This window comes from Microbacterium sp. W1-4-2 (assembly GCF_058349885.2).
Map to the genome: position 1 here is coordinate 37,860 of NZ_JBYRJC020000002.1, position 23,901 is coordinate 61,760.

General features: G+C 70.3%; 21 protein-coding genes. 7 read left to right on the forward strand and 14 right to left on the reverse strand.

What is annotated here, in order from left to right:
• Positions 1–8: 8 nt before the first annotated feature.
• Genes AC3RX0_RS07995 through AC3RX0_RS08025 form a run of 7 tightly spaced genes read right to left on the reverse strand, consistent with a single transcriptional unit; the run spans position 9 to position 9,412 of the window.
• On the reverse strand, positions 9–1,205 hold the full coding sequence (locus AC3RX0_RS07995; RefSeq protein ID WP_491505448.1) for an MFS transporter: 1,197 nt from the start codon (positions 1,203–1,205) through the stop codon (positions 9–11).
• On the reverse strand, positions 1,205–3,886 hold the full coding sequence (gene acnA / locus AC3RX0_RS08000) for an aconitate hydratase AcnA (protein WP_491505449.1): 2,682 nt from the start codon (positions 3,884–3,886) through the stop codon (positions 1,205–1,207). The genes AC3RX0_RS07995 and acnA overlap by 1 nt, the downstream gene beginning before the upstream one ends.
• Positions 3,879–4,205 carry a putative quinol monooxygenase gene (locus tag AC3RX0_RS08005; RefSeq protein ID WP_491505450.1) on the reverse strand — a complete coding sequence of 109 codons (327 nt, stop codon included), beginning with the start codon at positions 4,203–4,205 and terminating at the stop codon, positions 3,879–3,881. Before AC3RX0_RS08005 ends, acnA begins: the two co-directional genes overlap by 8 nt.
• Complete coding sequence (locus AC3RX0_RS08010; protein WP_491505451.1) at positions 4,202–5,305, reverse strand: isocitrate/isopropylmalate dehydrogenase family protein; 1,104 nt, start codon at positions 5,303–5,305, stop codon at positions 4,202–4,204. The genes AC3RX0_RS08005 and AC3RX0_RS08010 overlap by 4 nt, the downstream gene beginning before the upstream one ends.
• On the reverse strand, positions 5,305–6,432 hold the full coding sequence (locus AC3RX0_RS08015) for an ABC transporter ATP-binding protein (protein WP_491505452.1): 1,128 nt from the start codon (positions 6,430–6,432) through the stop codon (positions 5,305–5,307). The genes AC3RX0_RS08010 and AC3RX0_RS08015 overlap by 1 nt, the downstream gene beginning before the upstream one ends.
• Complete coding sequence (locus tag AC3RX0_RS08020) at positions 6,425–8,188, reverse strand: ABC transporter permease (RefSeq protein ID WP_491505453.1); 1,764 nt, start codon at positions 8,186–8,188, stop codon at positions 6,425–6,427. Before AC3RX0_RS08020 ends, AC3RX0_RS08015 begins: the two co-directional genes overlap by 8 nt.
• A gap of 51 nt (positions 8,189–8,239) precedes the next feature.
• Entirely contained in the window at positions 8,240–9,412 is a 1,173-nt protein-coding gene (locus tag AC3RX0_RS08025) for an ABC transporter substrate-binding protein (RefSeq protein ID WP_491505454.1), read from the reverse strand.
• A 243-nt stretch (positions 9,413–9,655) separates the two neighbouring features.
• Here AC3RX0_RS08025 and AC3RX0_RS08030 point away from each other — a divergent pair, with 243 nt between their 5' ends.
• Genes AC3RX0_RS08030 through AC3RX0_RS08040 form a run of 3 tightly spaced genes read left to right on the forward strand, consistent with a single transcriptional unit; the run spans position 9,656 to position 11,504 of the window.
• Positions 9,656–10,327 (forward strand): GntR family transcriptional regulator, encoded by a 672-nt coding sequence (locus tag AC3RX0_RS08030; RefSeq protein WP_491505455.1) that lies wholly within the window; start codon positions 9,656–9,658, stop codon positions 10,325–10,327.
• A gap of 59 nt (positions 10,328–10,386) precedes the next feature.
• Positions 10,387–10,854, forward strand: coding sequence for a ribonuclease E activity regulator RraA (gene rraA / locus AC3RX0_RS08035; RefSeq protein WP_491505456.1), 468 nt, complete (start codon positions 10,387–10,389; stop codon positions 10,852–10,854).
• Entirely contained in the window at positions 10,851–11,504 is a 654-nt protein-coding gene (locus AC3RX0_RS08040; RefSeq protein WP_491505457.1) for an aspartate/glutamate racemase family protein, read from the forward strand. The genes rraA and AC3RX0_RS08040 overlap by 4 nt, the downstream gene beginning before the upstream one ends.
• 31 nt (positions 11,505–11,535) lie before the next feature.
• Here the strand turns inward: AC3RX0_RS08040 and AC3RX0_RS08045 are convergent, their stop codons facing one another.
• The 7 genes from AC3RX0_RS08045 to AC3RX0_RS08075 all read right to left on the reverse strand — a co-directional run bounded on the left by AC3RX0_RS08045 (position 11,536) and on the right by AC3RX0_RS08075 (position 19,997).
• Positions 11,536–12,675 (reverse strand): acyl-CoA dehydrogenase family protein, encoded by a 1,140-nt coding sequence (locus AC3RX0_RS08045; RefSeq protein WP_491506326.1) that lies wholly within the window; start codon positions 12,673–12,675, stop codon positions 11,536–11,538.
• A gap of 146 nt (positions 12,676–12,821) precedes the next feature.
• Positions 12,822–14,015, reverse strand: coding sequence for a thiolase family protein (locus AC3RX0_RS08050; RefSeq protein ID WP_491505458.1), 1,194 nt, complete (start codon positions 14,013–14,015; stop codon positions 12,822–12,824).
• Between the two features lie 108 nt (positions 14,016–14,123).
• Positions 14,124–15,314: a bifunctional 2-methylcitrate synthase/citrate synthase gene (locus AC3RX0_RS08055; protein ID WP_491505459.1), complete on the reverse strand. Its 1,191-nt coding sequence runs from the start codon at positions 15,312–15,314 to the stop codon at positions 14,124–14,126.
• A gap of 8 nt (positions 15,315–15,322) precedes the next feature.
• Entirely contained in the window at positions 15,323–16,222 is a 900-nt protein-coding gene (prpB, locus tag AC3RX0_RS08060) for a methylisocitrate lyase (RefSeq protein WP_491505460.1), read from the reverse strand.
• Positions 16,222–17,748 (reverse strand): MmgE/PrpD family protein, encoded by a 1,527-nt coding sequence (locus AC3RX0_RS08065; protein ID WP_491505461.1) that lies wholly within the window; start codon positions 17,746–17,748, stop codon positions 16,222–16,224. The genes prpB and AC3RX0_RS08065 overlap by 1 nt, the downstream gene beginning before the upstream one ends.
• Positions 17,745–18,389 carry a GntR family transcriptional regulator gene (locus AC3RX0_RS08070; protein ID WP_491505462.1) on the reverse strand — a complete coding sequence of 215 codons (645 nt, stop codon included), beginning with the start codon at positions 18,387–18,389 and terminating at the stop codon, positions 17,745–17,747. Before AC3RX0_RS08070 ends, AC3RX0_RS08065 begins: the two co-directional genes overlap by 4 nt.
• Before the next feature lie 183 nt (positions 18,390–18,572).
• A complete protein-coding gene (locus AC3RX0_RS08075) occupies positions 18,573–19,997 on the reverse strand; it encodes a dicarboxylate/amino acid:cation symporter (RefSeq protein WP_491505463.1) in 1,425 nt (474 codons plus the stop codon).
• A gap of 168 nt (positions 19,998–20,165) precedes the next feature.
• Between AC3RX0_RS08075 and AC3RX0_RS08080 the strand changes: the two genes are divergently transcribed.
• The 4 genes from AC3RX0_RS08080 (at position 20,166) to AC3RX0_RS08095 (ending at position 23,893) form a co-directional block, all read left to right on the forward strand.
• Positions 20,166–21,107, forward strand: coding sequence for an ABC transporter ATP-binding protein (locus AC3RX0_RS08080; protein WP_491505464.1), 942 nt, complete (start codon positions 20,166–20,168; stop codon positions 21,105–21,107).
• Complete coding sequence (locus AC3RX0_RS08085) at positions 21,104–22,723, forward strand: ABC transporter permease (protein ID WP_491505465.1); 1,620 nt, start codon at positions 21,104–21,106, stop codon at positions 22,721–22,723. Before AC3RX0_RS08080 ends, AC3RX0_RS08085 begins: the two co-directional genes overlap by 4 nt.
• A 23-nt stretch (positions 22,724–22,746) precedes the next feature.
• Positions 22,747–23,211, forward strand: coding sequence for a GbsR/MarR family transcriptional regulator (locus AC3RX0_RS08090; protein ID WP_491505466.1), 465 nt, complete (start codon positions 22,747–22,749; stop codon positions 23,209–23,211).
• A 103-nt stretch (positions 23,212–23,314) separates the two neighbouring features.
• Positions 23,315–23,893 (forward strand): glucose-6-phosphate isomerase family protein, encoded by a 579-nt coding sequence (locus tag AC3RX0_RS08095; RefSeq protein WP_498165938.1) that lies wholly within the window; start codon positions 23,315–23,317, stop codon positions 23,891–23,893.
• The last annotated feature ends 8 nt before the right edge of the window (positions 23,894–23,901 follow it).

Below are 23,901 nucleotides of genomic sequence, written 5' to 3' on the forward strand. Positions count from 1 at the left end.
GTTTGTGTTCATGGGGTCTGCTCCGGTGTGGTGGTTCCTTCGCGCGGGTCACCGGGCACGCCCGTGCCCGCCCATGCGGCGATCAGCAGCATCGCTCCGCTGGCGCCCAGCACGCCGGCCGCCCCCGCCGCGGCGGCGAGGATGCCGAGCCCGGCCGGCAGCAGAGTCTGGCCGAGCCGGTTGGCGGCCAGGCGCATCGACATCGCGAGTCCCCGCGTGCCGGGCGGGGCGATCAGCGAGATCCACGACATCGTGATCGGCTGGCAGATGCCCACGACGAAGCCGTAGCCGCACGCGAATGCGATGAGCACCGGCGCGGGCAGGTCGAACACGAAGCCGGCGAGCATGAGCCCTGACAGCAGGATGCTGCTCACGAGCAGCCATCGGCGCCCCAGCAGACTCGAGAGCACCCCGAGGAACAGCCGCGAGAACATCGAGAACGCTGACCGGGCCACCAGCATCACGCTGATCACGACGGCGGATAGGCCGCGGTCGTGGCCGACCAGCGGCGCGTAGGCGATGAAGATGTCGACCGAGGCCAGCACGAGGCTGCCCGCCACGAGCGCGTTGGGCAGTCCCTTGGTCGACATGACGCCGCGGGCGGCGCTGAGCATCGGCACCCGCGTGGTGATCGCGGCCCGCGGCGGGGTGCGGATCAGGAGCGACACGACCAGCATCAGCAGCGCGCAGCCCAGACTCACTGCGAAGATCAGGGCGACCGGCGGCTGGGCGGCGGTGCCGCCGGGCAGCGCCAGCATCAGGGGCCCGACGGTCTGGCCGAGCGAGGCGGCGAACCCGTACAGCCCGAACGTCGCGTCCGACCGCTGCGCGGTCGAGACCGCCCCGACGTACGACTGCTGACCGAGCACCGTGAACATCTGCCCGCAGCCCAGCAGCACCGCGGCGACCAGGAGGACCGGCAGCGAGCTTGCGCCGATGACGGCGACCGCTGCGGCCACCGAGACCGTGACCGCGCCGATCACCATGCCCCGCCGCTCGCCGATCACGTCGACGATGCGGCCGGCCGGCAGGGCCAGCAGCAGCGCGGGCAGGGCGTAGAACGCCGAGAGGAAGCCGAGGAACGCGGGCGAGCTGCCGAGCCCCAGCGCGGCGTACGACAGCGCCGGGCGCATGCCGAAGACGACGATCTGGATCAGCACCGCGTGTGCCAGCAGCAGCACGAGTCCCCGGCGCCGAGCGTCCATCAGCGTTCGGCGGCGGACCGCCTGCCCTTCTGCGCGGCCCGCAGCCGATGGCGCAGCACGTGCATCATGATGCCGCCGTGGTGGTGCAGCTCGCGCTCGCGGGGCGTGTCCAATCGCACGATCGCCTCGAACTCCACGTCGTCGGCATGCACCGTCACCCGGTCGGCACCGGGGTCGGCGAGCCCCGTGACGTCGATGCGCTCGGTGCCGGTGAGCCCGAGCCGGTCGGCGCTGTCGCCGGGCAGGAACTGCAGCGGCAGGATGCCCATGCCGACGAGGTTCGCGCGGTGGATGCGCTCGAACGACTCGGCGAGCACCGCGCGCACCCCCAGCAGCGCCGGGGCCTTGGCGGCCCAGTCGCGCGACGACCCGGTGCCGTATTCCTTGCCGCCGATGACGACGAGGGGGACACCGGCGGCACGGTAGGCCTGCGCCGCGTCGAAGACGGTCTGCTGCTCACCTCCGGCGAGGAGGTTGCGGGTGTACCCGCCCTCGACGCCGGGGACGAGGCGGTTGCGCAGTCGCACGTTCGCGAAGCAGCCGCGCATCATGACCTCGTGGTTGCCGCGGCGCGAGGCGTACGTGTTGAGGGATGCCGCAGCCACCCCCTGTTCGGCGAGGTAGCGGCCTGCGACCGAGGCGGCGGGGATGGCCCCGGCGGGCGAGATGTGGTCGGTCGTGATCGAGTCGCCCAGCAGCGCCAGCACGCGGGCGCCGACGAGGTCGGCCGCGGGCGTCGCCTCGGCGCTCATCCCCTCGAAGAACGGCGGTCGGCGGATGTAGGTGCTGCCGGGGTCCCAGTCGAAGACGGCCCCGTCCGGCGCGGCCAGCGCCCGCCATCGCTCGTCGCCGGCGAACACGTCGCGGTAGGCCTCGGCGAACATCTCGGGCCGCACCGTCCGGTCGATCACCTCGGCGACCTCGGCCTCGCTCGGCCACAGGTCGGCCAGCCGCACCGGCCGGCCCGCCGCATCCACCCCCAGCGGATCGTTCACGAGGTCGACGTCCATCGTGCCGGCCAGGGCGTAGGCGATCACGAGCGGGGGCGAGGCGAGGTAGTTCATCCGCACGTCGGGGTTGATGCGCCCGTCGAAGTTGCGGTTGCCGCTGAGCACGGCGGCCACGGCCATCCCCTGCTCGCGCACGGCCTCCTGCACGGCGGGGATGAGCGGACCGGACGCTCCGATGCATGTCATGCAGCCGTAGCCGGCGGTCGTGAAGCCGAGCGCGTCCAGCGGGCCGGTGAGCCCGGCCTTCTCGAGGTACTCGGTGACCACGAGCGACCCGGGCGACAGGGTCGTCTTCACCCACGGCTTGCTGCGCAGGCCCGCGGCGACCGCGTTGCGCGCGAACAGCCCGGCGGCGACCATGACGGCGGGGTTGGACGTGTTCGTGCACGAGGTGATCGCGGCGATCGCGACCGTGCCGTGCCCGAGCTCGACAGCGGCGGAGGGCAGGTCGACGGCGAACCGGTCGGCCGGGCCGGCACGGCCCCCGGGCACCGCCGGCAGCAGGTCGGGCAGTGTCCGCCGGTGCGATTCGCGCGCCTGCGTGAGCGGCACGCGGTCCTGTGGGCGGCGGGGGCCGGCGAGCGACGCGGTGACCGTGCCCAGGTCGAGCTCGACGATCTCGGTGTAGTCGGCGACGTGGTCGGGCCGGTGCCACAGGCCCTGCCGCTTGGCGTACGCCTCGACCAGGGCGACGCGCTCGGGCGAGCGCCCCGTGAAACGCAGGTACCGGATCGTCTCGTCGTCGATCGGAAAGTAGATGCAGGTCGCGCCCGACTCGGGGCTCATGTTCGCGATCGTGGCCCGGTCGGCCAGCGACAGGCGCGTCACGCCCTCGCCGAAGAACTCCACGAACGAGCCGACGACGCCGTGCGCGCGCAGCAGCTGGGTGACCGTGAGCACCAGGTCGGTCGCGGTCGTGCCGGCCGGCAGCGCGCCGGTCAGGCGGAACCCGACCACGCGGGGCACCAGCATCCCGAACGTCTCGCCCAGCATGATCGCCTCGGCGTCGATGCCGCCGATGCCCCAGCCGAGCACGCCCAGGCCGTTGACCATCGTCGTGTGCGAGTCGGTGCCCAGGCACACGTCGGGGTATGCCACGCCGTCGTCGTCGATCACCACGCGCGCGAGCCGCTCGAGGTTGACCTGGTGCATGATGCCTGCGCCCGGCGGCACGACCTCGAAGCCGTCCAGGGCCGCCTGCCCCCACTTCAAGAAGCGGTACCGCTCGGCGTTGCGGGCGTACTCGCGCTCGACGTTGCGCTCGCGCGCGTCGGGGGTGCCGAAGAAGTCGGCGATCACGGAGTGGTCGACGACGAGCTCGGCCGGGATCTGCGGCCCGATCTCGGCGGGGTCTCCCCCGAGCTCGGCCATCGCGTCGCGCATCGTCGCGAGGTCGACGAGCGCGGGCACGCCGTTCGTGTCGTGCAGGAACGCCCGCGACGGGGTCAGCTCGATCGGGGTGCGCAGCGAGGCCGGAGACCCCCAGTCCACGAGCGCGTCGACGTGGTCTCGGGTGACCCGGGCGCCGTCCTGGCAGCGCAGCACGTTCTCGAGCAGGATGCGGATCGAGTACGGCAGCCGGTCGGGTGCCGTGCCCTGCAGCGGCGTGATCCGGTACTCGCCGAACGCCGTGGTGAGCATGCCCGGGTCGGGGATGCCCTGGTCAGGCATGCTCGGCCATCTCGTCGGGGTACTCGGGGACGGCGTACGTGTTGCGCCGCCCGCCCGGCGGCACGCACCGCTCGCACAGCGCGACCCAGGCCGGGTAGTGCCGGGCCTCGCGGTGCCCGGTGAAGAACGCGTCCTCGTCGACGTAGAGCTCGTACAGCACGAACCGGTGCGGGTCGTCCTGCACGCGCAGGATGTCGAAGCGCAGGCACCCCGGCTCCGCCCGCGTCGCGATCGCATTGGCGTGCAGGCCCTCGACGAACTCGTCGATCGTCTCGGGCCGCGCGTCGATCGTCACCAGGACCGCGAACACCTCCGTCACTCCCGCACGGTGAGCGTGCGGGCGCCCGCCGCGTCGATGGTGGATGCCACGGCCGCGGCGAACCCGCTGGTCGACGCCGATCCGCCCAGGTCGCCGGTGGCGGTGCCGGCGGCGACGGTCTGGTCGACGGCTGCGCGGATGAGCCCCGCGGCGTGGACGAGGCGGTCGTCGTCGTGTCGGGCGCCGAGCCACTCCAGCAGCATGGCCGCCGAGAGGATCATCGCGATCGGGTTCGCGATGTCGCGTCCGGCGATGTCGGGGGCCGACCCGTGCGCCGCCTGGGCCATCGCCTGGCTGAGCGAGCTGTTCACGCTCGGTGCGATGCCGAGCGATCCGGCGAGCTCCCCGGACAGGTCCGACAGGATGTCGCCGAACATGTTCTCGGTGACGATGACGTCGAACTCGTTCGCGCGACGCACCAGGTGCACGGTCATCGCGTCGATGTGGAAGTCGTCGATCCTCACCTCGGGGTGGCGCGCGCCGACCTCGCGGCAGACGTCGCGGAACAGCCCGGTCGTCAGCTGCAGCACGTTGGCCTTGTGCACGATCGTGACGTGTTTGCGCCGCTGCATCGCCAGTTCGAACGCGGCCTCGGCGATCTTCTCGGTCGCCGCCCTCGTGATGATGCCGTGCGCGATCGCGACGTCGGGGGTGGGCATGAACTCGCCCGTGCCGGCATACGTGTTGCGGTCGGCGTAGAACCCCTCGGTGTTCTCGCGCACGATCACGAGGTCGGTACCGGGCACCACGGCACGCGACCCGGCGAACGACTTCGCCGGCCGGATGTTGGCGAACAGACCGGCGTGCTTGCGGATCGTGCCGCTCGGATTCAGCTGCGAGCGGTGCGGCTCGGGGTACGAGACGCTGTCGTGCGGGCCGAGCAGCCACGCCTCGAGCCCGTCGAGGGCGGCGAGGGTCGAGTCCGGCACGGCGGCGCCGTGCGTGTCGATCGCCGCGCGGCCGAGTGGCAGCTCGACCCACTCGATCGGCGGCAGACCCACCGCGCGGGCCGCGGCATCCACGCACTGCACCGCGGCGGGCACGATCTCGGGTCCGATGCCGTCGCCGGCCAGCAGGCCGATCCTGTGGCTTTCCGTCATCACGCTGCAACCTTCATGAGATCGAGGACCTCGGTGGAGGGCCCGGACGCGCCGGGGAAGACGTGCGCCTCGTCGGGCGCGAACAGCAGACGCACGGCGCCGTCGAGCGAACCGTCGGCGGCGACGACCTGTACGGCGACATCCCCCAGGCGCAGCATGTACTCGTATCGGGAGCCGACATAGGCCTTTGTGACGACCTCGGTGTCGAGGACGTTCACATCACGGCTGCCGGGCTGCTCGGTGACGATCTTCAGCTTCTCGGGCCGCACCGCCACCGTGACCGGGGCGCCGGGCAGCCACTCCTCGTCGCTGGTCACCGATACCACGGCCCCGGTGGCCTGCAGCCGCACGTCGACGTGGTCGCCGCGCACCTGATCGACGGTGCCGAGCAGGAAGTTGCAGCTGCCGACGAACGCGGCCACGGCCGCGGTCGCCGGGTGCTCGTAGATCTCGTGCGGGGTGCCGACCTGGGTCATGACGCCGTCGAACATGACCGCGATCCGATCGCTGAGGGTCAGTGCCTCGTCCTGATCGTGCGTGACATACAGCGTCGTGATGCCGAGGTCGGCCTGCAGCCGCTTCAGCCACGCACGGGCCTGCTCGCGCAGCTTCGCATCGAGGTTCGACAGCGGTTCGTCCAGCAGCAGCACGCTCGGCGAGTAGACCAGGGCGCGAGCGAGCGCGACACGCTGCTGCTGGCCGCCCGACAGCTGGTGCGGATAGCGGTCGCCGAGGTGGGCGAGCCCGACCTTGTCGAGCGCGTCGTGGATCCTCGTGTCACGGTCGGAGCGGCCCGCCTTGCGGATGTTCAGCGGGAACGCGAGGTTCTTCGTGATCGTCATGTGCGGCCACAGCGCGTACGACTGGAAGACCATGCCGAGGTTGCGCTCCTCGGTGGGCACATAGATGCGCTTGGCGCGGTCGACGAGCGCGCGGTCGCCGATCGAGATCGACCCCTCGGTGGGGTCTTCGAGCCCGGCGATGCAGTTCAGCGTGGTCGACTTGCCGCAGCCGCTGGGACCGAGGAGTGTGAAGAACTCCCCGTCCTGCACCTCGAAGTCGATGTCGTTCAAGACCTTGACGTCTCCGAACGTCTTGGCCATGTGGGAGACGCGGATTTCAGGCATCCTTCTTCTCTTTCATCAGGAGATTCGCAAGACCGACGACGACGGCGGTGATGGCGATCTGGATGGTCGCGAGGGCCGCGACCGAGCCGGTGTTGCCCTGGACCCAGAGCTCGAGCATGGTCGTGCCGATCACGTTGGAGTTCGCGGACGACAGGAACAGCGCGGCCGAATACTCCTTGAGCATCGTGACGAACACGAGCAGCATCGCGCCGGCGAAGGCGGGCACCAGGAGTCTGCGCAGGATGCGCAGGAACACGCCGACCCAGTCCGCGCCGACCACCCGGCCGGCGTTGTCGAGCTCGCCGGCGATCTGCATGAGCGCCGGCGAGATCGATCCGAACGCGGTCGGCAGCGCGCGCAGGCCGAACGCGATGATCACGGCGGCGAGCGTGCCCTGGATGACGCTGCCGCCGGGCATGATCGCGAAGGCCCAGAAGAACCCGATGCCGACGATGATCCCGGGGATCGCCTGCGGCGCCAGCGAGAGGTACTCGACAGCCCGCGCGAACCGGAAGGTGGACCGCTTCGCGACCACCACCGCGATCATCGCGAGTGCGCTGACCAGGACGGCGCCGACGACGGCGATGATGACGCTGTTCCAGATCGACTGGATGTACGCCTGGTAGGTGAACACGGTCTGGTAGTTCTGCATCGTCAGGGTCTTCAGCGGGCTCTGCAGCGGCGTGAAGATCAGCGTGAACGAGCGCAGGACCAGGCCCAGGATGGGCAGCGCCGCGCCGAACACGACATAGATCACGATGAGGACCGTGGCGACCCACTTGAGCCAACCGAGGTCGAGACGGCGCGGACGGGTCGCCTTGCCGCGCACCGACACGAACCGCTGCGCATTCTTCAGGACCTTCGCCTGGATGGCCACGGTGGTGATGGTCACCGCGAGGATGATCGTCGAGGCGGCCGCCAGGATGCCGTAGTCGGGCCGGATCGACTGCAGTCCGTGCGTGTACAGGAAGGTGGAGAACACCTCGATCCGCACCGGCGTGCCGTACAGCAGCGGCACGCTCAGCGTCTCGATCGACATGCTGAAGATCAGAATCGACGCGTATACGATCGGCGGCCGCAGCAGCGGCACGATGACCTGGAAGATGATGCGCAGAGGGCCTGAGCCGCAGACCTGCGCTGCGCTTTCGAGCGACGCGTCGGACTTGCGCAGTGCGTTCGCACAGAACACGTAGGCGATCGGGGCGAGGCCCACGGCCTCGGTCAGTGCCATGCCGGGGATCGAGTACAGGTTCCATGGGACGAAGCCGATCCACCGCTGCACCTCGACGCTGATGAAGCCGGCCGGACCGTACAGCGCGATCCAGCCGAAGCCGAGCAGCAGTGACGAGATGAAGAACGGCCACTGCATGGACCCCGCCAGCAGCCGCCCGAAGGGGAGCCTGGTGCGCACGACGAGGATCGCCATGGGGATGGCGAACACGAGCGTGAGGAAGGTCGTGAGGATGGCGAAGATCGCCGTGTTCAGGATCACCTGGCCGAACCCGGCCTCGGTGAACAGCTTGACGTAGGAGTCGACGGTGAAGGCGCCCGTGGAGTCGTACAGCGGCTTGCTGCGGATCGACTGGTACAGGATCGGCACGATCGGTGCGATGACGAACAGCGCGACGACGACGAGCACCGCGTACTGCACGATGCGGTCCCGCCCGACGCCGAAGACCCGCAGGTACTTCGGCGCCGGGAGGGTCTGCGATCGATCCGACGCGGCCTTTTCGGGGGCGCGGGTCAGGATGGTCATAGGTTCATTCCACTCTCGGGTGTCGCAGGCGACCCTTGCGTTTGCGCAAGGTCACTTGCCGAGCAGACCGTTCCACTTGTCGGTGAACGCCTTCACGTCGGAGTCCGACGTGATCTTGTAGGGCACGCGGATGATCGCGTCTTCACCGGCCTGGCTGACGATCTCGCCATACGTGTGCAGTCCGGGAGCCTGCTTCACGCTGTCACGGTAGGCGGTCAGGCCGCCTTCGGCGACGGCGTTCTGGCCCTCTTCCGACAGCACGAAGTCGAGGAACAGCTTCGCGGTGTTGGCCTCGGGGGCCTTCGGCGCGATACCCATGCCGCGGCCGAGCACCACCGTGCCGTCCTTCGGGAAGACGAACTTGTAGATGCCGCTGGCCTTGTCCTGCTGGGGGAAGCCCACTGCGCTGGAGATGAAGAAGCCGGCGAGGTACTCGCCCGACGTGATCTTGTCGTTCTGGGTACCCGACGAGGTCTCGGGGCGTGCGGACGGAAGGATCTTCTCCAGCGAGGTCCACGCGTCCGGATTTCCGTCCACGAAGCCCTTCGACACCGTGAACCCGAACGACCCGCTGACGTCGCGCGTCGTGATCTTCCCCTTGAACTTGCCGGGATCCGCCGACACCGTCTTGGCGAGGTCGGCGATGCTCGTCGGACTACTGCCCAGCAGCTGCTCGTTGTAGGCAAGGCCCACCGGATCCATCGACATCGCGTAGACGTTCGGCATGACCTGCGCATAGTCGGGCAGCTTCGGCAGCTCGGGCGACTGGTACGCCAGCACGCGATCGGGCGCGTCGGCGTACTTCGCCCACGCCTGCACGGCGTTGGTGACGAGGATATCGGCGGGGGCGTTGCCGGTCGCCGTCTCGCTGAGCTGCTTCTGGAAGACCTCGTCGCTGTCGAGGTTGTTGGCCTGGATGTTGGTGACGAACGGGTACTTCTTCTGGAAGTCGCGGAAGATCGGCGCCCAGTTCTCCTGATCGGTGTTCGAGTAGATCGTGAGCTTGCCGCCCTCCTTCTTGGCGGCGTCGACGATCTTGCTGTAGTCGGACGGGTAGTAGCTGGGCCACTGCCCCTGCGCGATCTTGTTCTCCGGCGCCTTCGGCGTCGAGCTGGTCGAGCAGCCGCTGAGGCCGACGACGAGCCCGGCGACCGCCACCGTCGCGACGCCGACGGCGGCCAGGCGCCGTGCGGTCGGACGCGAGGAACGCGATGCACGATTCATAGTTCACTCCCTTGTGATTGCGGGGTCGGGGCGCCTGGGTCGGGCCCCGGATCGCGGATCAGATTACGGTTATAACCGTGACACGTCAATCGGCCGCGACCGTTTCGTTCGTATTCCGCGGGTTTTGTGCGTTTTGCTCACGACCTGCGTCCTCTTCAGGCTCATACGATGGGCTTCGTTATAACGAACGGATCTCCATGTTATAACGGAGAAGCCGTATGTCCCCGACACGATGGACCGCCGATGAGCGCACCGACCCGCACCTATCCCGTCAAGAGCGACCTCGCCTACACGGTCGTGCGCGACCGGATCCTGACCGGCGAGTACCCGCCCGGGTCGTCGTTCAACCAGGCGACGCTGGCCGTCGAGCTCGGCATCAGCACCACACCCCTGCGCGAGGCGCTGCGCAAGCTCGAGTCCGAGGGGCTGGTGCAGCTGGGCGCCCATCGCGACGCCCTCGTGACGGATCTGAGCGCCGAAGAGGCCCGCGACCTGCTCGAGATGCGCCTCGCCCTGGACCCCCTCGCGGCGGGCCTGGCCGCCGAGCGCCGCACACGCGACGACATCGCCGCGATCCGAGCGGCATCCGCGATCCACGCCCTGCCCGAGCATCCCACCCTCGACCAGCTGGTGCGTCACCGCCGCTTCCACCAGGCCGTCTACCGCGCATCGCACAACGAGGTGCTCGTGACGACCCTCGACGCCCTCTGGGACAAGGGCGACCGGTACCGTCTGGCGGGGCTGCGCCGCGACCGGCCCGATGCCGAGCTGGCGCAGAAGGACGCCGAGCACCAGGAGCTCATGGCCTGCGTGATCGCCGGCGATGCGGCCGGCGCCAGTGCCGTCATGCGCCGGCACATCCAGTCGAGCCTGGGCGCGACGGCGACGGCGCTGCTCAGCGACGGGGCCGCCTGACCGACGCGTGGCCGACGCCTGACCGACCCGACCGACGCATGACCGAGAGGAACATCGACATGACCACCGCGACCGCAGACCTGTGGGACGAGATCGGCGACCGGCTGAGCTCGCTGAGCACCCAGTTCCGCGACTTCGGCGCCGAGACGCGCTTCGCCGGCCCGGCACGCACGGTGCGCTGCCTCGAAGACAACGTCGTGCTGGCGGGCCTGCTCGAGACTCCCGGAGAGGGCGCCGTGCTCGTCGTCGACGGCGCCGGTTCGCTCGACTGCGCCCTGATGGGCGACCGCATTGCGGGGCTCGCATCGGCGAACGGGTGGGCCGGGGTCATCATCAACGGCGCCGTGCGCGACAGCGCGGCCCTCGCCGCCTTGCCGATCGGCATCAAGGCGCTGGGCACGAACCCGCGCAAGAGCGGCAAGGGCGGTGCGGGCGAGGTCGACGTCGACGTCGAGATCGGCGGCGCCGTGATCCGGCCCGGCGCGATGGTCCACGCCGACGAGGACGGCGTGGTCGTCGAGCGATGACCGCGCCGCGCATCGCACTGGTGGGGGCGGTGGCCGCGGCCGCTCCCCCGGCGCAGCGCGCGTTCGCCGAGGTGTTCGGCGAGGCCGAGCTGTGGAACCTGCTCGACGACCGGCTGATCGCCGACGCCCTCGCGGCGGGCGAAGTGACCCCGGACCTGGCCGAGAGGATGACCGCGCTGATCGACTACGCGATCGCACACGGGGCCGCGGGCGTCCTGCTGACGTGCTCGATGTACGGCCCGGTGGCGCACGCCGTGGCGGGCCGCGCTCCCGTGCCGGTGCTCGCGTCGGACGACGCCGCGTTCGCCGACGCCGCCGGCGGCGGGTTCGGGCGCATCGCGCTGGTCGCGTCGCTGCCGGTCCCTCTGGCCGACGCCCGGGCGCGGTTCGACGCGTTCCTCGCCGTCCACGACGCCCGCGTCGAGGTCGTCGACGTGCTCGCCGCGCGGGCGGCCGGGGTGACGGGGGATGCCGCGGCCCTGGCCGACGCCCTCGCCGAGGCCCTCACCGACCCGGCCGAGGTCGACGCCGTGCTGCTGGCCCAGTACTCGATCTCTCCCGCGGCCGCAGCGCTCGAACAGCGCCTCGGCATCCCGGTGCTGGCCGGCCCCGCGCGCGCGGCCGCGCGCATGCGCGCCCTGCTGACCTGATCGCGGCCGGCCTGACGCGCTTCGGCCCGTGTCAGCCGTGCAGCAGTCCGCGCCCGATGATCACCCGCATGATCTCGTTCGTGCCCTCGAGGATCTGGTGCACGCGCAGGTCGCGCACGACCTTCTCGATGCCGTAGTCCTGCAGGTACCCGTAGCCGCCGTGCAGCTGCAGCGCCTCATTGGCGACCTCGAAGCCCGCATCGGTGGCGAAGCGCTTGGCCATCGCGCACTGCATCGCGGCGTCGGGGGCATGCTCGTCGAGGGCGGCCGCGGCATCCCGCACCAACGCCCGCCCCGCCTGCAGCTTGGTCGCCATGTCGGCGAGGGCGAACACCACGGCCTGGCGCTCCGACAGCGGCTCGCCGAACGTGAACCGCTCGTGCACATAGCGGATCGCCTTGTCCATCGCCCACTGCGCACCGCCCAGCGAGCACGCGGCGATGTTCAGCCGCCCGCCGTCGAGCGCCTGCATCGCGATCTTGAAGCCCTTGCCGACCTCGCCGAGCACTGCGCTCGCGGGCACCCGCACCTCGTCGAAGATCACCTGACGGGTCGGCTGCGCGTTCCAGCCCATCTTCTTCTCGGGCGCGCCGAACGACAGTCCGGGCAGCCCGTCGGGCACGATGAACGCGGTGACGCCACGGGCTCCGGGCTCGCCGGTGCGGGCCATGACGACATAGACGGCCGCTTCGCCGCCGCCCGAGATGAACTGCTTGACGCCGGTCAGCACGTACTCGTCGCCCGACCGGATCGCACTCGTGGTCAGGGCCGCGGCATCCGACCCCACCCCCGGCTCGGTCAGGCAGTAGGCGCCCAGCTCGTGCATGCCCACCAGGCGCGGCAGCCACTCGGAGCGCTGCGCGTCGTCGCCGAACGTGTCGATCATCCACGCGACCATGTTGTGGATGCTGATGTAGGCCGAGACGGCAGGGTCGCCCTTGGCGAGCTCTTCGAAGATCGCGACGGCCTCGGTGCGGCCCAGGCCCGCCCCGCCGGACTCCTCGCGGACGTAGATGCCGCCCAGGCCCAGCTCGCCGGCGCGCTCCACGACGTCGCGCGGGAAGTGCTTGTGCTGATCCCACTCCAGCGCATGCGGGGCCAGTTCGGCTTCGGCGAAGTCGCGCACCGCCTCGAGGATCGCCTGCCGCTCTTCGGTCGTCGTCATGCTCATGGTGGAACCGCCCATCGATCGTCTCCGCCTTGTGCCATTGTGTGGCCGCGAAGCGATGCCCGCGTTGGCATCACCGATCATTTTACATGGACGTCCGACTAATTGCTCGGGCGTCCATGCGCCTTGACAGCGGGGGCCGCGCCGCGCTACAAGCGCTCGATGATCGTCGCGTTCGCCATGCCGCCGCCCTCGCACATCGTCTGCAGCCCGAAGCGGCCGCCGGTGTCTTCGAGGTGGGCGAGCAGCGTGCCCAGCAGCCGCGTGCCCGACGAGCCGAGGGCGTGGCCGAGCGCGATCGCGCCGCCCCACGGGTTGAGCTTGGCCGGGTCTGCGTGCAGGTCGTGCGCCCAGGCGAGCGGCACCGAGGCGAACGCCTCGTTGACCTCGTACGCGTCGAGGTCGTTGATCGACAGCCCGCTGCGCTCGAGGATCCGCCGGGTGGCGGGGATCGGCCCGGTGAGCATCATCATCGGGTCGTCGCCGACGACGGCGAACGAGTGGAAGCGCGCCCGCGGGGTCAGCCCCAGCGCGCTCGCACGCTCTTCGCTCATGATGAGCACGGCCGATGCGCCGTCGGTCAGCGGCGACGAGTTGCCGGGCGTGATCTTCCAGTCCAGCTCGGGAAAGCGGGCGGCCAGCGCGTCGGTGCGGAATGCGGGATTCAGCCCGGCGAGTCCCTCGGTCGTCGTGGCGGGACGCACGGTCTCGTCGGGGATGTCGCCGGCCGCCGCACGCCCGGGCACGTCGACGATCTGGCTGTCGAACCGGCCGTGGGTCCAGGCATCCGTCGCCCGGTGATGGGACTCGGCGGCGAAGGTGTCCAATTCCGCCCGGGTGAAGCCCCAGCGCTGCGCGATGAGCTCGGCCGACACGCCCTGGTTCACGAGCCCGTCGGGGTAGCGTGCGCGCAGATCCTCGCTGGGCGCACCGCCCGACGACGATGAGCACTGCGCCGACGAGCCGAGCGGCACGCGGCTCATCGACTCGACCCCGCCGGCGATCACGACGTCGTAGGCGCCGGCGATGACGCCCTGCGCGGCGAAGTGCGCGGCCTGCTGGCTCGAGCCGCACTGCCGGTCGATCGTGGTCGCAGGCACCGTCTCGGCGAAGCCGGCGGCGAGCACGGACTGGCGGGCGATGTTCAGGCTCTGGTCGCCGACCTGGCTGACGCATCCCCAGATCACGTCGTCGATCTGCGTGGATTCCATGCCGTTGCGCTCGAGCAGGGCGCGCAGCATCACGGTGGACAGGTCGACGGGGTGCACTCCGCTGAGAGATCCGCCGGGCTTGCCGCGCCCGACGGGAGTGCGGATGACATCGACGATGACGGCGTGTGACATGGAAGACCTCCTGCTTCCGAGCCTACGGCGCAGTGGGATGCCGCGGCCCGCCGGCCTGCGCCGTACAGTCTCAGTCTGCGCCGGTCTGCGCCGTTTTCTGCGACCGGCTCAGCCGGCGGCCTCTTCGGGGCGGGACGAGACATCGATCGCCGCGGTGTCGGGCGTGTAGCCGGCGACGTGTCGCTCGTCGGCGCCGTTGTAGGCCGACAACGGACGGATCAGCGCGTTGGATGCCTGCTGCTCCATGATGTGCGCGGTCCAGCCGGTGACCCGGGCCGCCACGAACAGCGGGGTGAAGGTCAGCGTGTCGAAGCCGATCAGGTTGTAGGCGGGACCCGACGGGTAGTCGAGATTCGGGTAGATGCCCTTGCGCTCGACGAACTCGTTCTCGAGGGTGGTGTACAGATCCAGCACCTCGGGACGGTCGAAGTGGCCGGCCAGGGTGTCGAGCGCCGCCTTCATGGTCGGCACCCGCGAGTCGCCGCGCTTGTAGACCCGGTGCCCGAAGCCCATGATCTTGCGCTTGGCGGCGAGCGCCTCGTCGAGCCAGGCCGAGACGTTGTCGGCCGAGCCGATCTCGTCGAAGATGTGCAGCACGGCCTCGTTGGCCCCGCCGTGCAGCGGGCCCTTGAGTGCGCCGATCGCACCCACCACCGCCGAGTACAGGTCGCTGAGGGTCGACGCGATCACCCGCGCGGTGAAGGTCGACGCGTTGAACGAGTGCTCGGCGTACAGGATCATCGAGCGGTTGAACGCGTCCACGACGACGTCGTCCGCCTCTTCGCCGAACGTCATCCAGAGGAAGTTCGCCGCGTAGTCGAGATCGTCGCGCGGGGCCACGGCGTCCTGCCCCCGGCGCCGCCGCTGGCCGTACGCCACGATCGCCGGCAGCGCCGCGAACAGGCGCACGCTGCGCTCGAGGTTCTGCTCGGGGGTGCCCACCGCGTCCATGACGTTGGCGATGCCGGCGAGATCGGCCGCGCCGATGACCGACGCGGCGGTGCGGATCTCGTCCATCGGGTGCGCGTCGACCGGGGTCAGGTCGATCGCCTGCCGCACCTCGTCCGTCAGCGCGCGGTGCGCCCGCTCGGTGGCGCGCAGCTCGGCCAGCTGCTCGTCGGTGGGCAGCTCGCCGTGCCACAGCAGGTAGGCGACGGCCTCGAACGGCTGGGTCGCCGCGAGTTCCTGCACGGGGTACCCGCGATACAGCAGCGAGTTCGTGTCGGGGTTGACCTTGCTGATCGCGGTCGCGTCGACGACGACGCCGGCGAGGCCCTTCTTGATGTCCGTGTCGGCCATGGGATCTCCTATCGGGCGATCTGGAAGTTGAAGACGCCGGTGTCGAAGTGGTTGTACGCCTCGTAGTCGACGAGGTCGTACAGGTCGGCGCGATGCTGCATCTCGCCGAGCCTAGTGGTGAGGGCACCCTCGTCGATCAGGGTGTCCAGGGCGCGGCCGGCCGCGCCCATCGCGATGCGCAGCAGCGAGACCGGCCAGATCACGATGTTCACCCCGACGTCCCGCAGCTGGTCGACGGTGAACAGGTCGGACTTGCCGAACTCGGTCATGTTGGCCAGGATCGGCACGTCCACGGCGGCCCGGACGGCGGCGAACTCGTCGAGGGTGCGCATGGCCTCGGGGAAGATCGCGTCGGCTCCGGCATCCACCAGCGCCTTCGCGCGGTCGGTCGCCGACTGCAGGCCCTCGACGGCACGGATGTCGGTGCGCGCCATGATCAGGAAGTTCGGGTCTCTGCGGGCGTCGGCGGCGGCGCGGATCCGCTTGACCGCCGTGTCTTCGTCGACGACGGCCTTGCCGTCGAGGTGGCCGCAGCGTTTGGGGTTGACCTGGTCCTCGATGTGCGTGCCGGCCAGGCCCGCGTCTTCGAGCGTCTGGATCGTGCGCGCCACGTTCATCGGCTCGCCGAACCCGGTGTCGGCGTCGATGATCGCGGGCAGGTCGGTCATCCGGGCGATCTGCTGCCCGCGCCCGGCGACCTCGGTCAGCGTGGTCAGGCCGATGTCGGGCAGGCCCAGGTCGGCACTGAGCACCGCCCCCGAGACGTAGACGCCCTCGAAGCCCTTCTGCTCGATGAGCCGCGCGCTGAGCGGATTGAACGCGCCGGGGAACCGCAGCAGCTCCCCCGACGCGAGCCGCTCCCGGAGCAGCCGCCGCTTCTGGGCGGGCGCGATCTTGCTGTACAGCATCAGAACAGCCCCTTCGGGGCGGGGGCAGCGGCCAGCACGCCGACCTTCGCGACGATCGACAGCTGCTTGACCTCGTCCGCCGACAGCTCCGTCAGGCGCTGCACGAGCTCGAGGAAGCGCTCGATCTCTTCGGGTTCGAGCACGGGCTCGGCCAGCATCCGGAACTTGCGGATGTAGTCCGAGCGGGCGAACGGCCGGGCGCCGAGCGGGTGGGCGTCGGCGACGGCGATCTCTTCGACGATCGTGCCGCCGTCGGCGAACGTGATCTCGACACGGCCGCCGAACGCCTTCTCGTTCGGGTCCTCGGAGTGATAGCGGCGCGTCCACTCCTCGTCCTCGGCGGTCGTGACCTTCTGCCACAGCGCGACGGTGTCGGGGCGCTGCGCGCGCTCGGGCAGGTACGAGTCGACGTGATGCCACGCGCCGTCCTGCAGTGCCACCGTGAAGATGTACGGGATCGAGTGGTCCAGCGTCTCGCGCGACGCGTGCGGGTCGTACTTCTGCGGGTCGTTCGCGCCCGAGCCGATGACGTAATGCGTGTGGTGGCTCGTGTGCAGCACGATCGAGGCGACGTTGTCGGGCGCGAACGCGTCGGGGTGCTCGTTGTGGAGCTTGCGGGCCAGGTCGATCCACGCCTGCGCCTGGTACTCGGCCGAGTGCTCCTTCGTGAACGAGTCGAGGATCGCGCGCTTGGACTCGCCCGCGTCCGGCAGCGGCACGTCGTACGAGGCGTCGGGGCCGTCGAGCATCCAGGCGATCACGCCGTCCTCACCCTCGTAGATGGGGCTCGGGCTGGTCTCGCCGCGCATCGCGCGGTCGACGGCCTCGATCGCCATCTTGCCGGCGAACGCGGGCGCGTGCGCCTTCCAGGTCGAGATCTCGCCTTTGCGCGACTGCCGGGTCGCGGTGGTGGTGTGCAGCGCCTGGCCGACGGCCTGGTAGATCGTCTCGACCGGCAGGTCGAGCAGGGTGCCGATGCCGGCGGCCGCCGACGGGCCGAGGTGGGCGACGTGGTCGATCTTGTGCTTGTGCAGACTGATCGCGCGTACGAGGTCGATCTGGATCTCATAACCGGTCGCGATCGCGCGGGCCACGGCCGCGCCGTCCTTGCCCGCATGCTGGGCGACGGCCAGGATCGGCGGGATGTTGTCGCCGGGGTGCGAGTACTCGGCGGCGAGGAACGTGTCGTGGTAGTCGAGTTCGCGCACCGCGACCCCGTTGGCCCAGGCGGCCCACTCCGGGCTCGTGCGCCGCTCGAGCGGGCAGCCGAAGACCGTGGAGCCGTCGCCCGAGATCGACACGGCGTGGTCGAGGGCCTGCTGGCGCGCAGCGCTCACGGGCGCGCGGGTGAGGGATGCCGCGGCCACGGCCGCGTTGTCGATGATCCGGTTGACGATCATCTCGACGACGTCATCGTCGACGGGGATCGGATCGGCCGCGACCTCGGCGATCTTCCACGCGAGCTGGTCCTCGCGGGGCAGGTCCTCGTCGCTGCGGTGGACGCGGACGTGATGTGTGACGGTCATGCTGCTCCTTGGTGGGAATCGACGGAGTCGAGGATGCTCTCGAGGGCGTTGTACAGATGCAGATGTGTGGCGTGGGCGGCGCGCTCGGCGTCCCGGTCGGCGATCGCACGCGCGATGGCGCGATGCTCGGCGACCGCGGCGGCGAGGCGTTCGGGGTTCTCACGTGCCAGGCGCCGCACCCGCACGAGGTGCGCGCGGACGGTCCGCAGGGCCGAGGTGAGGTAGTCGTTGGATGCCGAGGCGTCGAGTTCGGCGTCGAACCGAGCGAACAGGTCATCGTGCGTGGGGATCGCGTCGACCTCGTCGAGCCGCAGACGGTCGAAGCCGTCCGCCAGGGCCGCGAAGGCCGCGGCATCCCCCCGCTGCGCGGCCAGGCGCGCGGCGGTCTCTTCCAGCGCGCGGCGCACTTCGAACAGCTCGCGGATGTCGTCGGCGTCGATCTCGCTGACCGTGGTCACGCGCGGGGACTGCTGCACGACCAGGCCGTCGGCGGCGAGGCGGCCGAGGGCCTCGCGCAGCGGCGTGCGGCTCACGCCCAGCCGGGACGCCTGCTCGACCTCGCCGAGCACGGCGCCCGGAGCCAGCGCCCCCGACTGGATCTCGTCGAGCAGCGTCCGGTAGGCCCGATCGCTCGCGCGCATGGGCACCTCCGTTCCGCGGGTCCGTGCTCAGTGTATACATACCGGGCACGGCTCGTGCAAAACGGGTCGGCAAGAGGATGCGTCGGTATACATTCCCCCGAGGGCGCGACATCCCGTAGACGCAGGAATCGGCATCCTGCCCCACAGGAGGTGAGGCAGGATGCCGATTCCCGGCGGATCGGGTCAGGCCGGCGTGGGCTGACGCTCCGCGTCGGACGCGAGCGCTTCGGGCGCCTCGTCCTCGTCGCTGTCGTCGTGGAAGGGCAGGCCCTCGCGCGGCGCGTTGTAGAGGTCGAGGTCCAGGATGCCCTCGCGCTTGGCGACCAGCGTCGGCACGAGCGCCTGGCCGGCGACGTTGATCGCCGTGCGGCCCATGTCGAGGATCGGGTCGATCGCCAGCAGCAGTCCGACGCCCTCGAGCGGCAGGCCCAGCGTCGACAGGGTGAGCGTGAGCATCACGGTCGCGCCGGTGGTGCCGGCCGTCGCGGCCGATCCGAACACGGCGACCACGACGATCAGGATGTACTGGATCGGCGAGAGCGCGATGCCGAAGAACTGCGCGACGAAGATCGCCGCGATGGCGGGGTAGATGGCCGCGCAGCCGTCCATCTTCGTGGTGGCCCCGAACGGCACGGCGAACGAGGCGTACGACCGCGGCACGCCGAGGTTGCGCTCGGCGACGCGCTCGGTGACCGGCAGCGTGCCGATCGACGAGCGGCTCACGAAGCCCAGCTGCACGGCGGGCCACACGCCCGAGTAGTACTGCTTGACCGACAGGCCGTGCGCCTTGACCAGGATCGGGTACACGACGAACAGCACGAGCAGCAGGCCCGCGTACACCGCGACGACGAACCAGATGAGCGAGGCGAGCTTGTCGGTGCCGTACTGGATCACGGCGTTCGCGATCAGGCCCAGGGTGCCGATCGGCGCGATGCGGATGATCCACCACAGCACGCGCTGGATCACCTTCAGGAACGACTCCACGAACGCCAGGAACGGCTCGGCCTTGCGCCCGGCCTTGAGCGCGGCGATGCCGATGACGGCCGAGACGACGATGACCTGCAGGATGTTGAATCCGACCGCCGAGCTCACGCTGTCGCCGGCGACCTGGCTCGAGACCTGCAGCCCGAGCACGTTCTGCGGGATGAGCCCGATGAGGAAGTTCCACCACGTGCCCACGGTGTGCGGGGCGCTGGTCTGCAATCCGTCGCCGGCGCGGGCGCCGGGCTGGATCACGAGGCCCAGCACGATGCCGATCGAGACGGCGATGAATGCGGTGATGGCGAACCACAGCAGGGTCTGGCCCGCCAGCCGCGCGGCATTGCGCACACGGCGCAGGTTCGAGATGCTCGCGACGATCGCCGCGAAGATCAGGGGTACGACGGCCGCCTTCAGCAGCGTGACGTACGACGAGCCGATCACGCCGACCGTGGCGGCGAGCCCGTTCGGGTTGCCCGCGCTGTCGGGGCCGATCGACAGCGCCCACAGGCCGAGCGCGATGCCGAGGACGAGGGCGACGAGGATCTGGAAGCCGAAGTTCGTCAGCAGCCGGCGTACGGGGCCGCGCTGCGCGCGCTCGGCGTCGCGCGATGCTGTCTGGGTGGTCATGGGGTTCCGTTTCTGGGAGTCCGCTGGGATGACACGATGCTAGGGATGATCGGATGCCTCGTGCCCGGCTGTGACGATTCGTGTCGTCATCGGGGGTAACAGTGGAGTCCGCAAATTCATGGTTTTCTTTGTTCACAAGTTTGTGAAACCGGCGTATTCTCGCGTCTCATGAGCACAGTGATCGACACCCGCGACCTGCACAAGCACTACGGTCGCGTCCATGCGCTCGACGGCCTCGACCTGCGCGTCGAGTCCGGCCAGGTGCACGGCTTCCTCGGCCCGAACGGCGCGGGCAAGACCACGACGATCCGCACCCTGCTGGGCCTTGCACGCAAGACCGCCGGCGAGGCATCCGTGTTCGGCATGGACCCGTGGAAGCGCACCGTCGCCATCCACCGTCGCACCGCCTATGTGCCCGGCGACGTGAGCGTCTGGCCGAACCTCTCCGGTGGTGAGGCGATCGATCTGCTCGCGCGCCTGCGCGGGGCGGCGCGGACCGATCGCGGCTACCGCGCCGAACGCGACCGGCTCACCGAGGCGTTCCAGTTCGACCCGCGCAAGAAGGGCCGCAGCTATTCGAAGGGCAACCGGCAGAAGGTCGCGCTCATCGCGGCGTTCGCCGTGCCCGCCGACCTCTACATCCTCGACGAGCCGACCAGCGGCCTGGACCCTCTGATGTCGGTGATCTTCCACCGCGAAGTGGAACGGCTGAAGGATGCCGGGGCCACCGTCCTGCTGTCGAGCCACATCCTCTCGGAGGTCGAGCAGCTGTGCGACCGCATCTCGATCATCCGCGCGGGCAAGGTCGTCGAGTCCGGGACCCTGTCCGAACTGCGCCACCTCACCCGCACCGAGGTGTCGTTCGTCGCCGACGGTCTCACTCCCGAGCGACTCGCCGCCATCCCCGGTGCCCACGATGCGGCCGTGCAGGCAGGGCGCGCCCGGTTCACGGTCGACAGCGATCAGATCGCGCTGGCCCTTCCCGCGGTCGCCGCGATCGGCGCCGAGGGGCTGCGCGTGGCGCCGCCCTCGCTCGAAGAGCTGTTCCTGCGGCACTACGGCGACGACCTCGCCGAGCTCGAGACGGCAGAGGCGGGGCAGAGCCGATGAGGAGGTTCGCCGCGCTCCTGCGCCAGCGCGTGCGGCGCGACTGGTTCCAGCTGCTGCTGTGGATCGTCGGCACCGCCCTGATGGCATACGCCGGGTATGCCGGGGTGACCCAGTCGTACAGCACGCCGACGGACCGGCACAACATCCTGGTGGCCGCACTGGCGAACCCGGTCATCCTGATGTTCCGGGGACTGCCGTCGGGCACGAGCGAGGGCGCTTTCCTCGCGTTCGAGGTGCTGCCGTGGCTCGCGATCCTCGCCGCACTCATGACGACGTTCCTCGCCGTGCGGCACACGCGCACCGACGAAGAGTCGGGCCGCGCCGAGCTGCTGTCGGCGACGCCGGCGGGCCGCACGATGCCGACGGTGGCGACGATCGCGCACGGCGTGCTGGCCAATGTCGTGCTGGCCGTGCTGTCGGCGCTCGCGCTCGTGTCGACCGGCCTGGATCCGGTGGGGTGCTGGGTGGCGGGGGCTGCGGCCGGGGCGACCGGCATCGCCTTCTTGGGCATCGGCCTGGTCGCCGCGCAGCTCATGCGCACGTCGCGGGCCGCGAACTCGCTCACGATCTGGGTGCTGGTGGCCACGTTCCTGGTGCGCGGCATCGGGAACGCGGCCGGCACGCCCAGCGACGACCTGACCAGCATGGACAGCATGGGCCTGGCTTGGGTCTCGCCGTTCGCCTGGGCCGAGCAGTCCCGTCCCTTCGACACGAACGACTGGTGGCCGATCGTGCTGAGCCTGGCCGTCGGGCTCGTGCTGGCGATCGGGGCGACCTGGCTGCAGTCGGTGCGCGACATGGGCGCGGGATTCTTCGCCGGGCGGGCGGGACGCGCGCACGCGCGACCCGCGCTCTCGTCGTCGCACGCGCTCGTGTGGCGCCTGGCCTCGGGCTCGATCGTCGGCTGGGCCGTGGGCGGGGCGATCGTGGGGATCCTCGCGACGACGCTCGGCAGCCTCGTCGACCAGATCTCCGGCGACAACCCGGCGGTGGCGCAGATCCTCGAAAAACTCGCCCAGGGCGGGTCGCTCGAGGAGTCAGTGGTCACGATCTTCTTCACGATGCTCGGCATCGTCGCCGCCTGCTGTGCGGTGCAGACAGTGGCCCGTGCCCGCCAGGAAGAGGCGCACGGTACGGCCGAGCCGGTGCTGGCCGCCGCCGTGGGCAGGGTGCGCTGGCTCGTGGACTACATCCTGGTGGCGACGTTCGCGGTGCTCATCGTCGTGGTCGCCGCGGTGCTGGCCGCGTTCGTGGGCATCGCCTCGCAGAACGGCGCGGCGCAGCTGTACCGGGCATCGCTGGTCACCGGCGCCGGCGAGTTCGTCGCAGCATCCGTGTTCACCGTCATCACCGCGCTCGTGTTCGTGCTGCTGCCCCGTGCGACGATCGGCATCGGCTGGGCCTTGCTGCTGGTGGCGACCATGCTCGGCATGTTCGGACCGCTGTTCGGCATGCCCGAGTGGACCACCCGGCTCTCACCGTTCGGCGTGACGCCGATCATCTCGGGCGGCGACGTCGACGCGCGCGGGCTGTGGTGGCTCGTCGCGATCGTCGTCGTCGGGGCCGCGGCATCCCTCGTCCTGCAGCGGCGCCGCCAGCTCGCGGCCGACGGATAGCCCGGCCGGATAGATTCAGAGCGATGACCGAGCACCGCGCGATCGAAGCCGCCGAGCAGGCCGCTGCCGTCATGAGCATGGCGGGCATGCCCCGCATGCCCGCGCGCGTGCTGATGGCGCTGCTCGCCGCGCCCGCCGAAGGGTACACGGCCGCCGACCTGCGCGAACGTCTCGGGGTCAGTGCTGCGGCCGTGTCGGGCGCGGTGCGGTACCTGCAGACGCTGCATTTCATCCGCCGGCGCTCGCTGCCGGGGCACCGGCGGGAACGGTTCGAGATGGTCTCGGACTCGTGGTTCGGGGTGATGACGGCGAACGCGCCGGTCTACCTGCGGCTCGCGGAGCTGATCGACACGATCCGCACGGAGCAGGAGGAGCGGGATGCCGGGGTGCACGCGGCCGAGATGTCGGCGTTCCTGCGCTTCATGGCGCGGCGGATGCCGGAGCTCGTGCAGGAGTGGGAGTCCGAGCGCGCCGCGCTCGAGGAGTGAGCGTTCTGGAACGGCCGCGGCCGCTGGACTTCAACCTGTAACAACAGGTACACTCACCTGTAATTACAGGCCGTGCGTTGACGCGCTCGACGACAGGACACCGATGCCCGAGTTCCACACTCCGCCGATCTCGCCCATGGCGATCGCATTCGACGCCGACGCGCTCACCCTCTCGCCCGAGGGCCCCACGCTGACCCGCCGCATGTCGGACCTCGAAGGCCTGTTCCGCGACGGCGACGCGTGGGCCGCGGCAGCCGCCGGCGACGACCCGGTGGTCTACACGGTCACCAGCTCTCCGGTGCCCGAGATCGACCGCGAGCTGCCCCAGTCGATCACGACGATCATGCCCGGCGACACCTCGGGCGAGCTGTGGATGACCAAGGGGCACCAGCACCCGAACCACCAGGGCGAGATCTACCTCGCACTGAGCGGTCGGGGTGGGCTGCTGATGTTCGACGGCGAGCGCACCGAGTGGCTCGACATGCTCCCCGGCACGATCGGCTACATCCCGCCGGGGTGGGCCCACCGCTCGGTGAACACCGGCGATGAGCCGTACGCGTTCCTCGCCGTCTACCCGGGCGGCGCCGGCCACGACTACGGCTGGGTCCTCGAGCACGGCATGGGCTCGAGGGCGCTGCGCACCGCCGACGGCGGCTTCGAGCTGCGCCCGTACTCCGACTGAATCGACGC

Coding starts and splice junctions, on each gene's coding strand:
- AC3RX0_RS08080 (WP_491505464.1), top strand. CDS start 20,166: ATGAGCACAGTGATCGACACCCGCGACCTGCACAAGCACTACGGTCGC.
- AC3RX0_RS08075 (WP_491505463.1), bottom strand. CDS start 19,997: ATGACCACCCAGACAGCATCGCGCGACGCCGAGCGCGCGCAGCGCGGC.
- AC3RX0_RS08055 (WP_491505459.1), bottom strand. CDS start 15,314: ATGGCCGACACGGACATCAAGAAGGGCCTCGCCGGCGTCGTCGTCGAC.
- AC3RX0_RS08020 (WP_491505453.1), bottom strand. CDS start 8,188: ATGACCATCCTGACCCGCGCCCCCGAAAAGGCCGCGTCGGATCGATCG.
- AC3RX0_RS08010 (WP_491505451.1), bottom strand. CDS start 5,305: ATGACGGAAAGCCACAGGATCGGCCTGCTGGCCGGCGACGGCATCGGA.
- AC3RX0_RS08050 (WP_491505458.1), bottom strand. CDS start 14,015: ATGTCACACGCCGTCATCGTCGATGTCATCCGCACTCCCGTCGGGCGC.
- AC3RX0_RS08025 (WP_491505454.1), bottom strand. CDS start 9,412: ATGAATCGTGCATCGCGTTCCTCGCGTCCGACCGCACGGCGCCTGGCC.
- prpB (WP_491505460.1), bottom strand. CDS start 16,222: ATGCTGTACAGCAAGATCGCGCCCGCCCAGAAGCGGCGGCTGCTCCGG.
- AC3RX0_RS08015 (WP_491505452.1), bottom strand. CDS start 6,432: ATGCCTGAAATCCGCGTCTCCCACATGGCCAAGACGTTCGGAGACGTC.
- AC3RX0_RS08040 (WP_491505457.1), top strand. CDS start 10,851: ATGACCGCGCCGCGCATCGCACTGGTGGGGGCGGTGGCCGCGGCCGCT.
- AC3RX0_RS07995 (WP_491505448.1), bottom strand. CDS start 1,205: ATGGACGCTCGGCGCCGGGGACTCGTGCTGCTGCTGGCACACGCGGTG.
- AC3RX0_RS08045 (WP_491506326.1), bottom strand. CDS start 12,675: ATGAGCATGACGACGACCGAAGAGCGGCAGGCGATCCTCGAGGCGGTG.
- AC3RX0_RS08065 (WP_491505461.1), bottom strand. CDS start 17,748: ATGACCGTCACACATCACGTCCGCGTCCACCGCAGCGACGAGGACCTG.
- AC3RX0_RS08030 (WP_491505455.1), top strand. CDS start 9,656: ATGAGCGCACCGACCCGCACCTATCCCGTCAAGAGCGACCTCGCCTAC.
- AC3RX0_RS08070 (WP_491505462.1), bottom strand. CDS start 18,389: ATGCGCGCGAGCGATCGGGCCTACCGGACGCTGCTCGACGAGATCCAG.
- acnA (WP_491505449.1), bottom strand. CDS start 3,886: ATGCCTGACCAGGGCATCCCCGACCCGGGCATGCTCACCACGGCGTTC.
- rraA (WP_491505456.1), top strand. CDS start 10,387: ATGACCACCGCGACCGCAGACCTGTGGGACGAGATCGGCGACCGGCTG.
- AC3RX0_RS08085 (WP_491505465.1), top strand. CDS start 21,104: ATGAGGAGGTTCGCCGCGCTCCTGCGCCAGCGCGTGCGGCGCGACTGG.
- AC3RX0_RS08090 (WP_491505466.1), top strand. CDS start 22,747: ATGACCGAGCACCGCGCGATCGAAGCCGCCGAGCAGGCCGCTGCCGTC.
- AC3RX0_RS08095 (WP_498165938.1), top strand. CDS start 23,315: ATGCCCGAGTTCCACACTCCGCCGATCTCGCCCATGGCGATCGCATTC.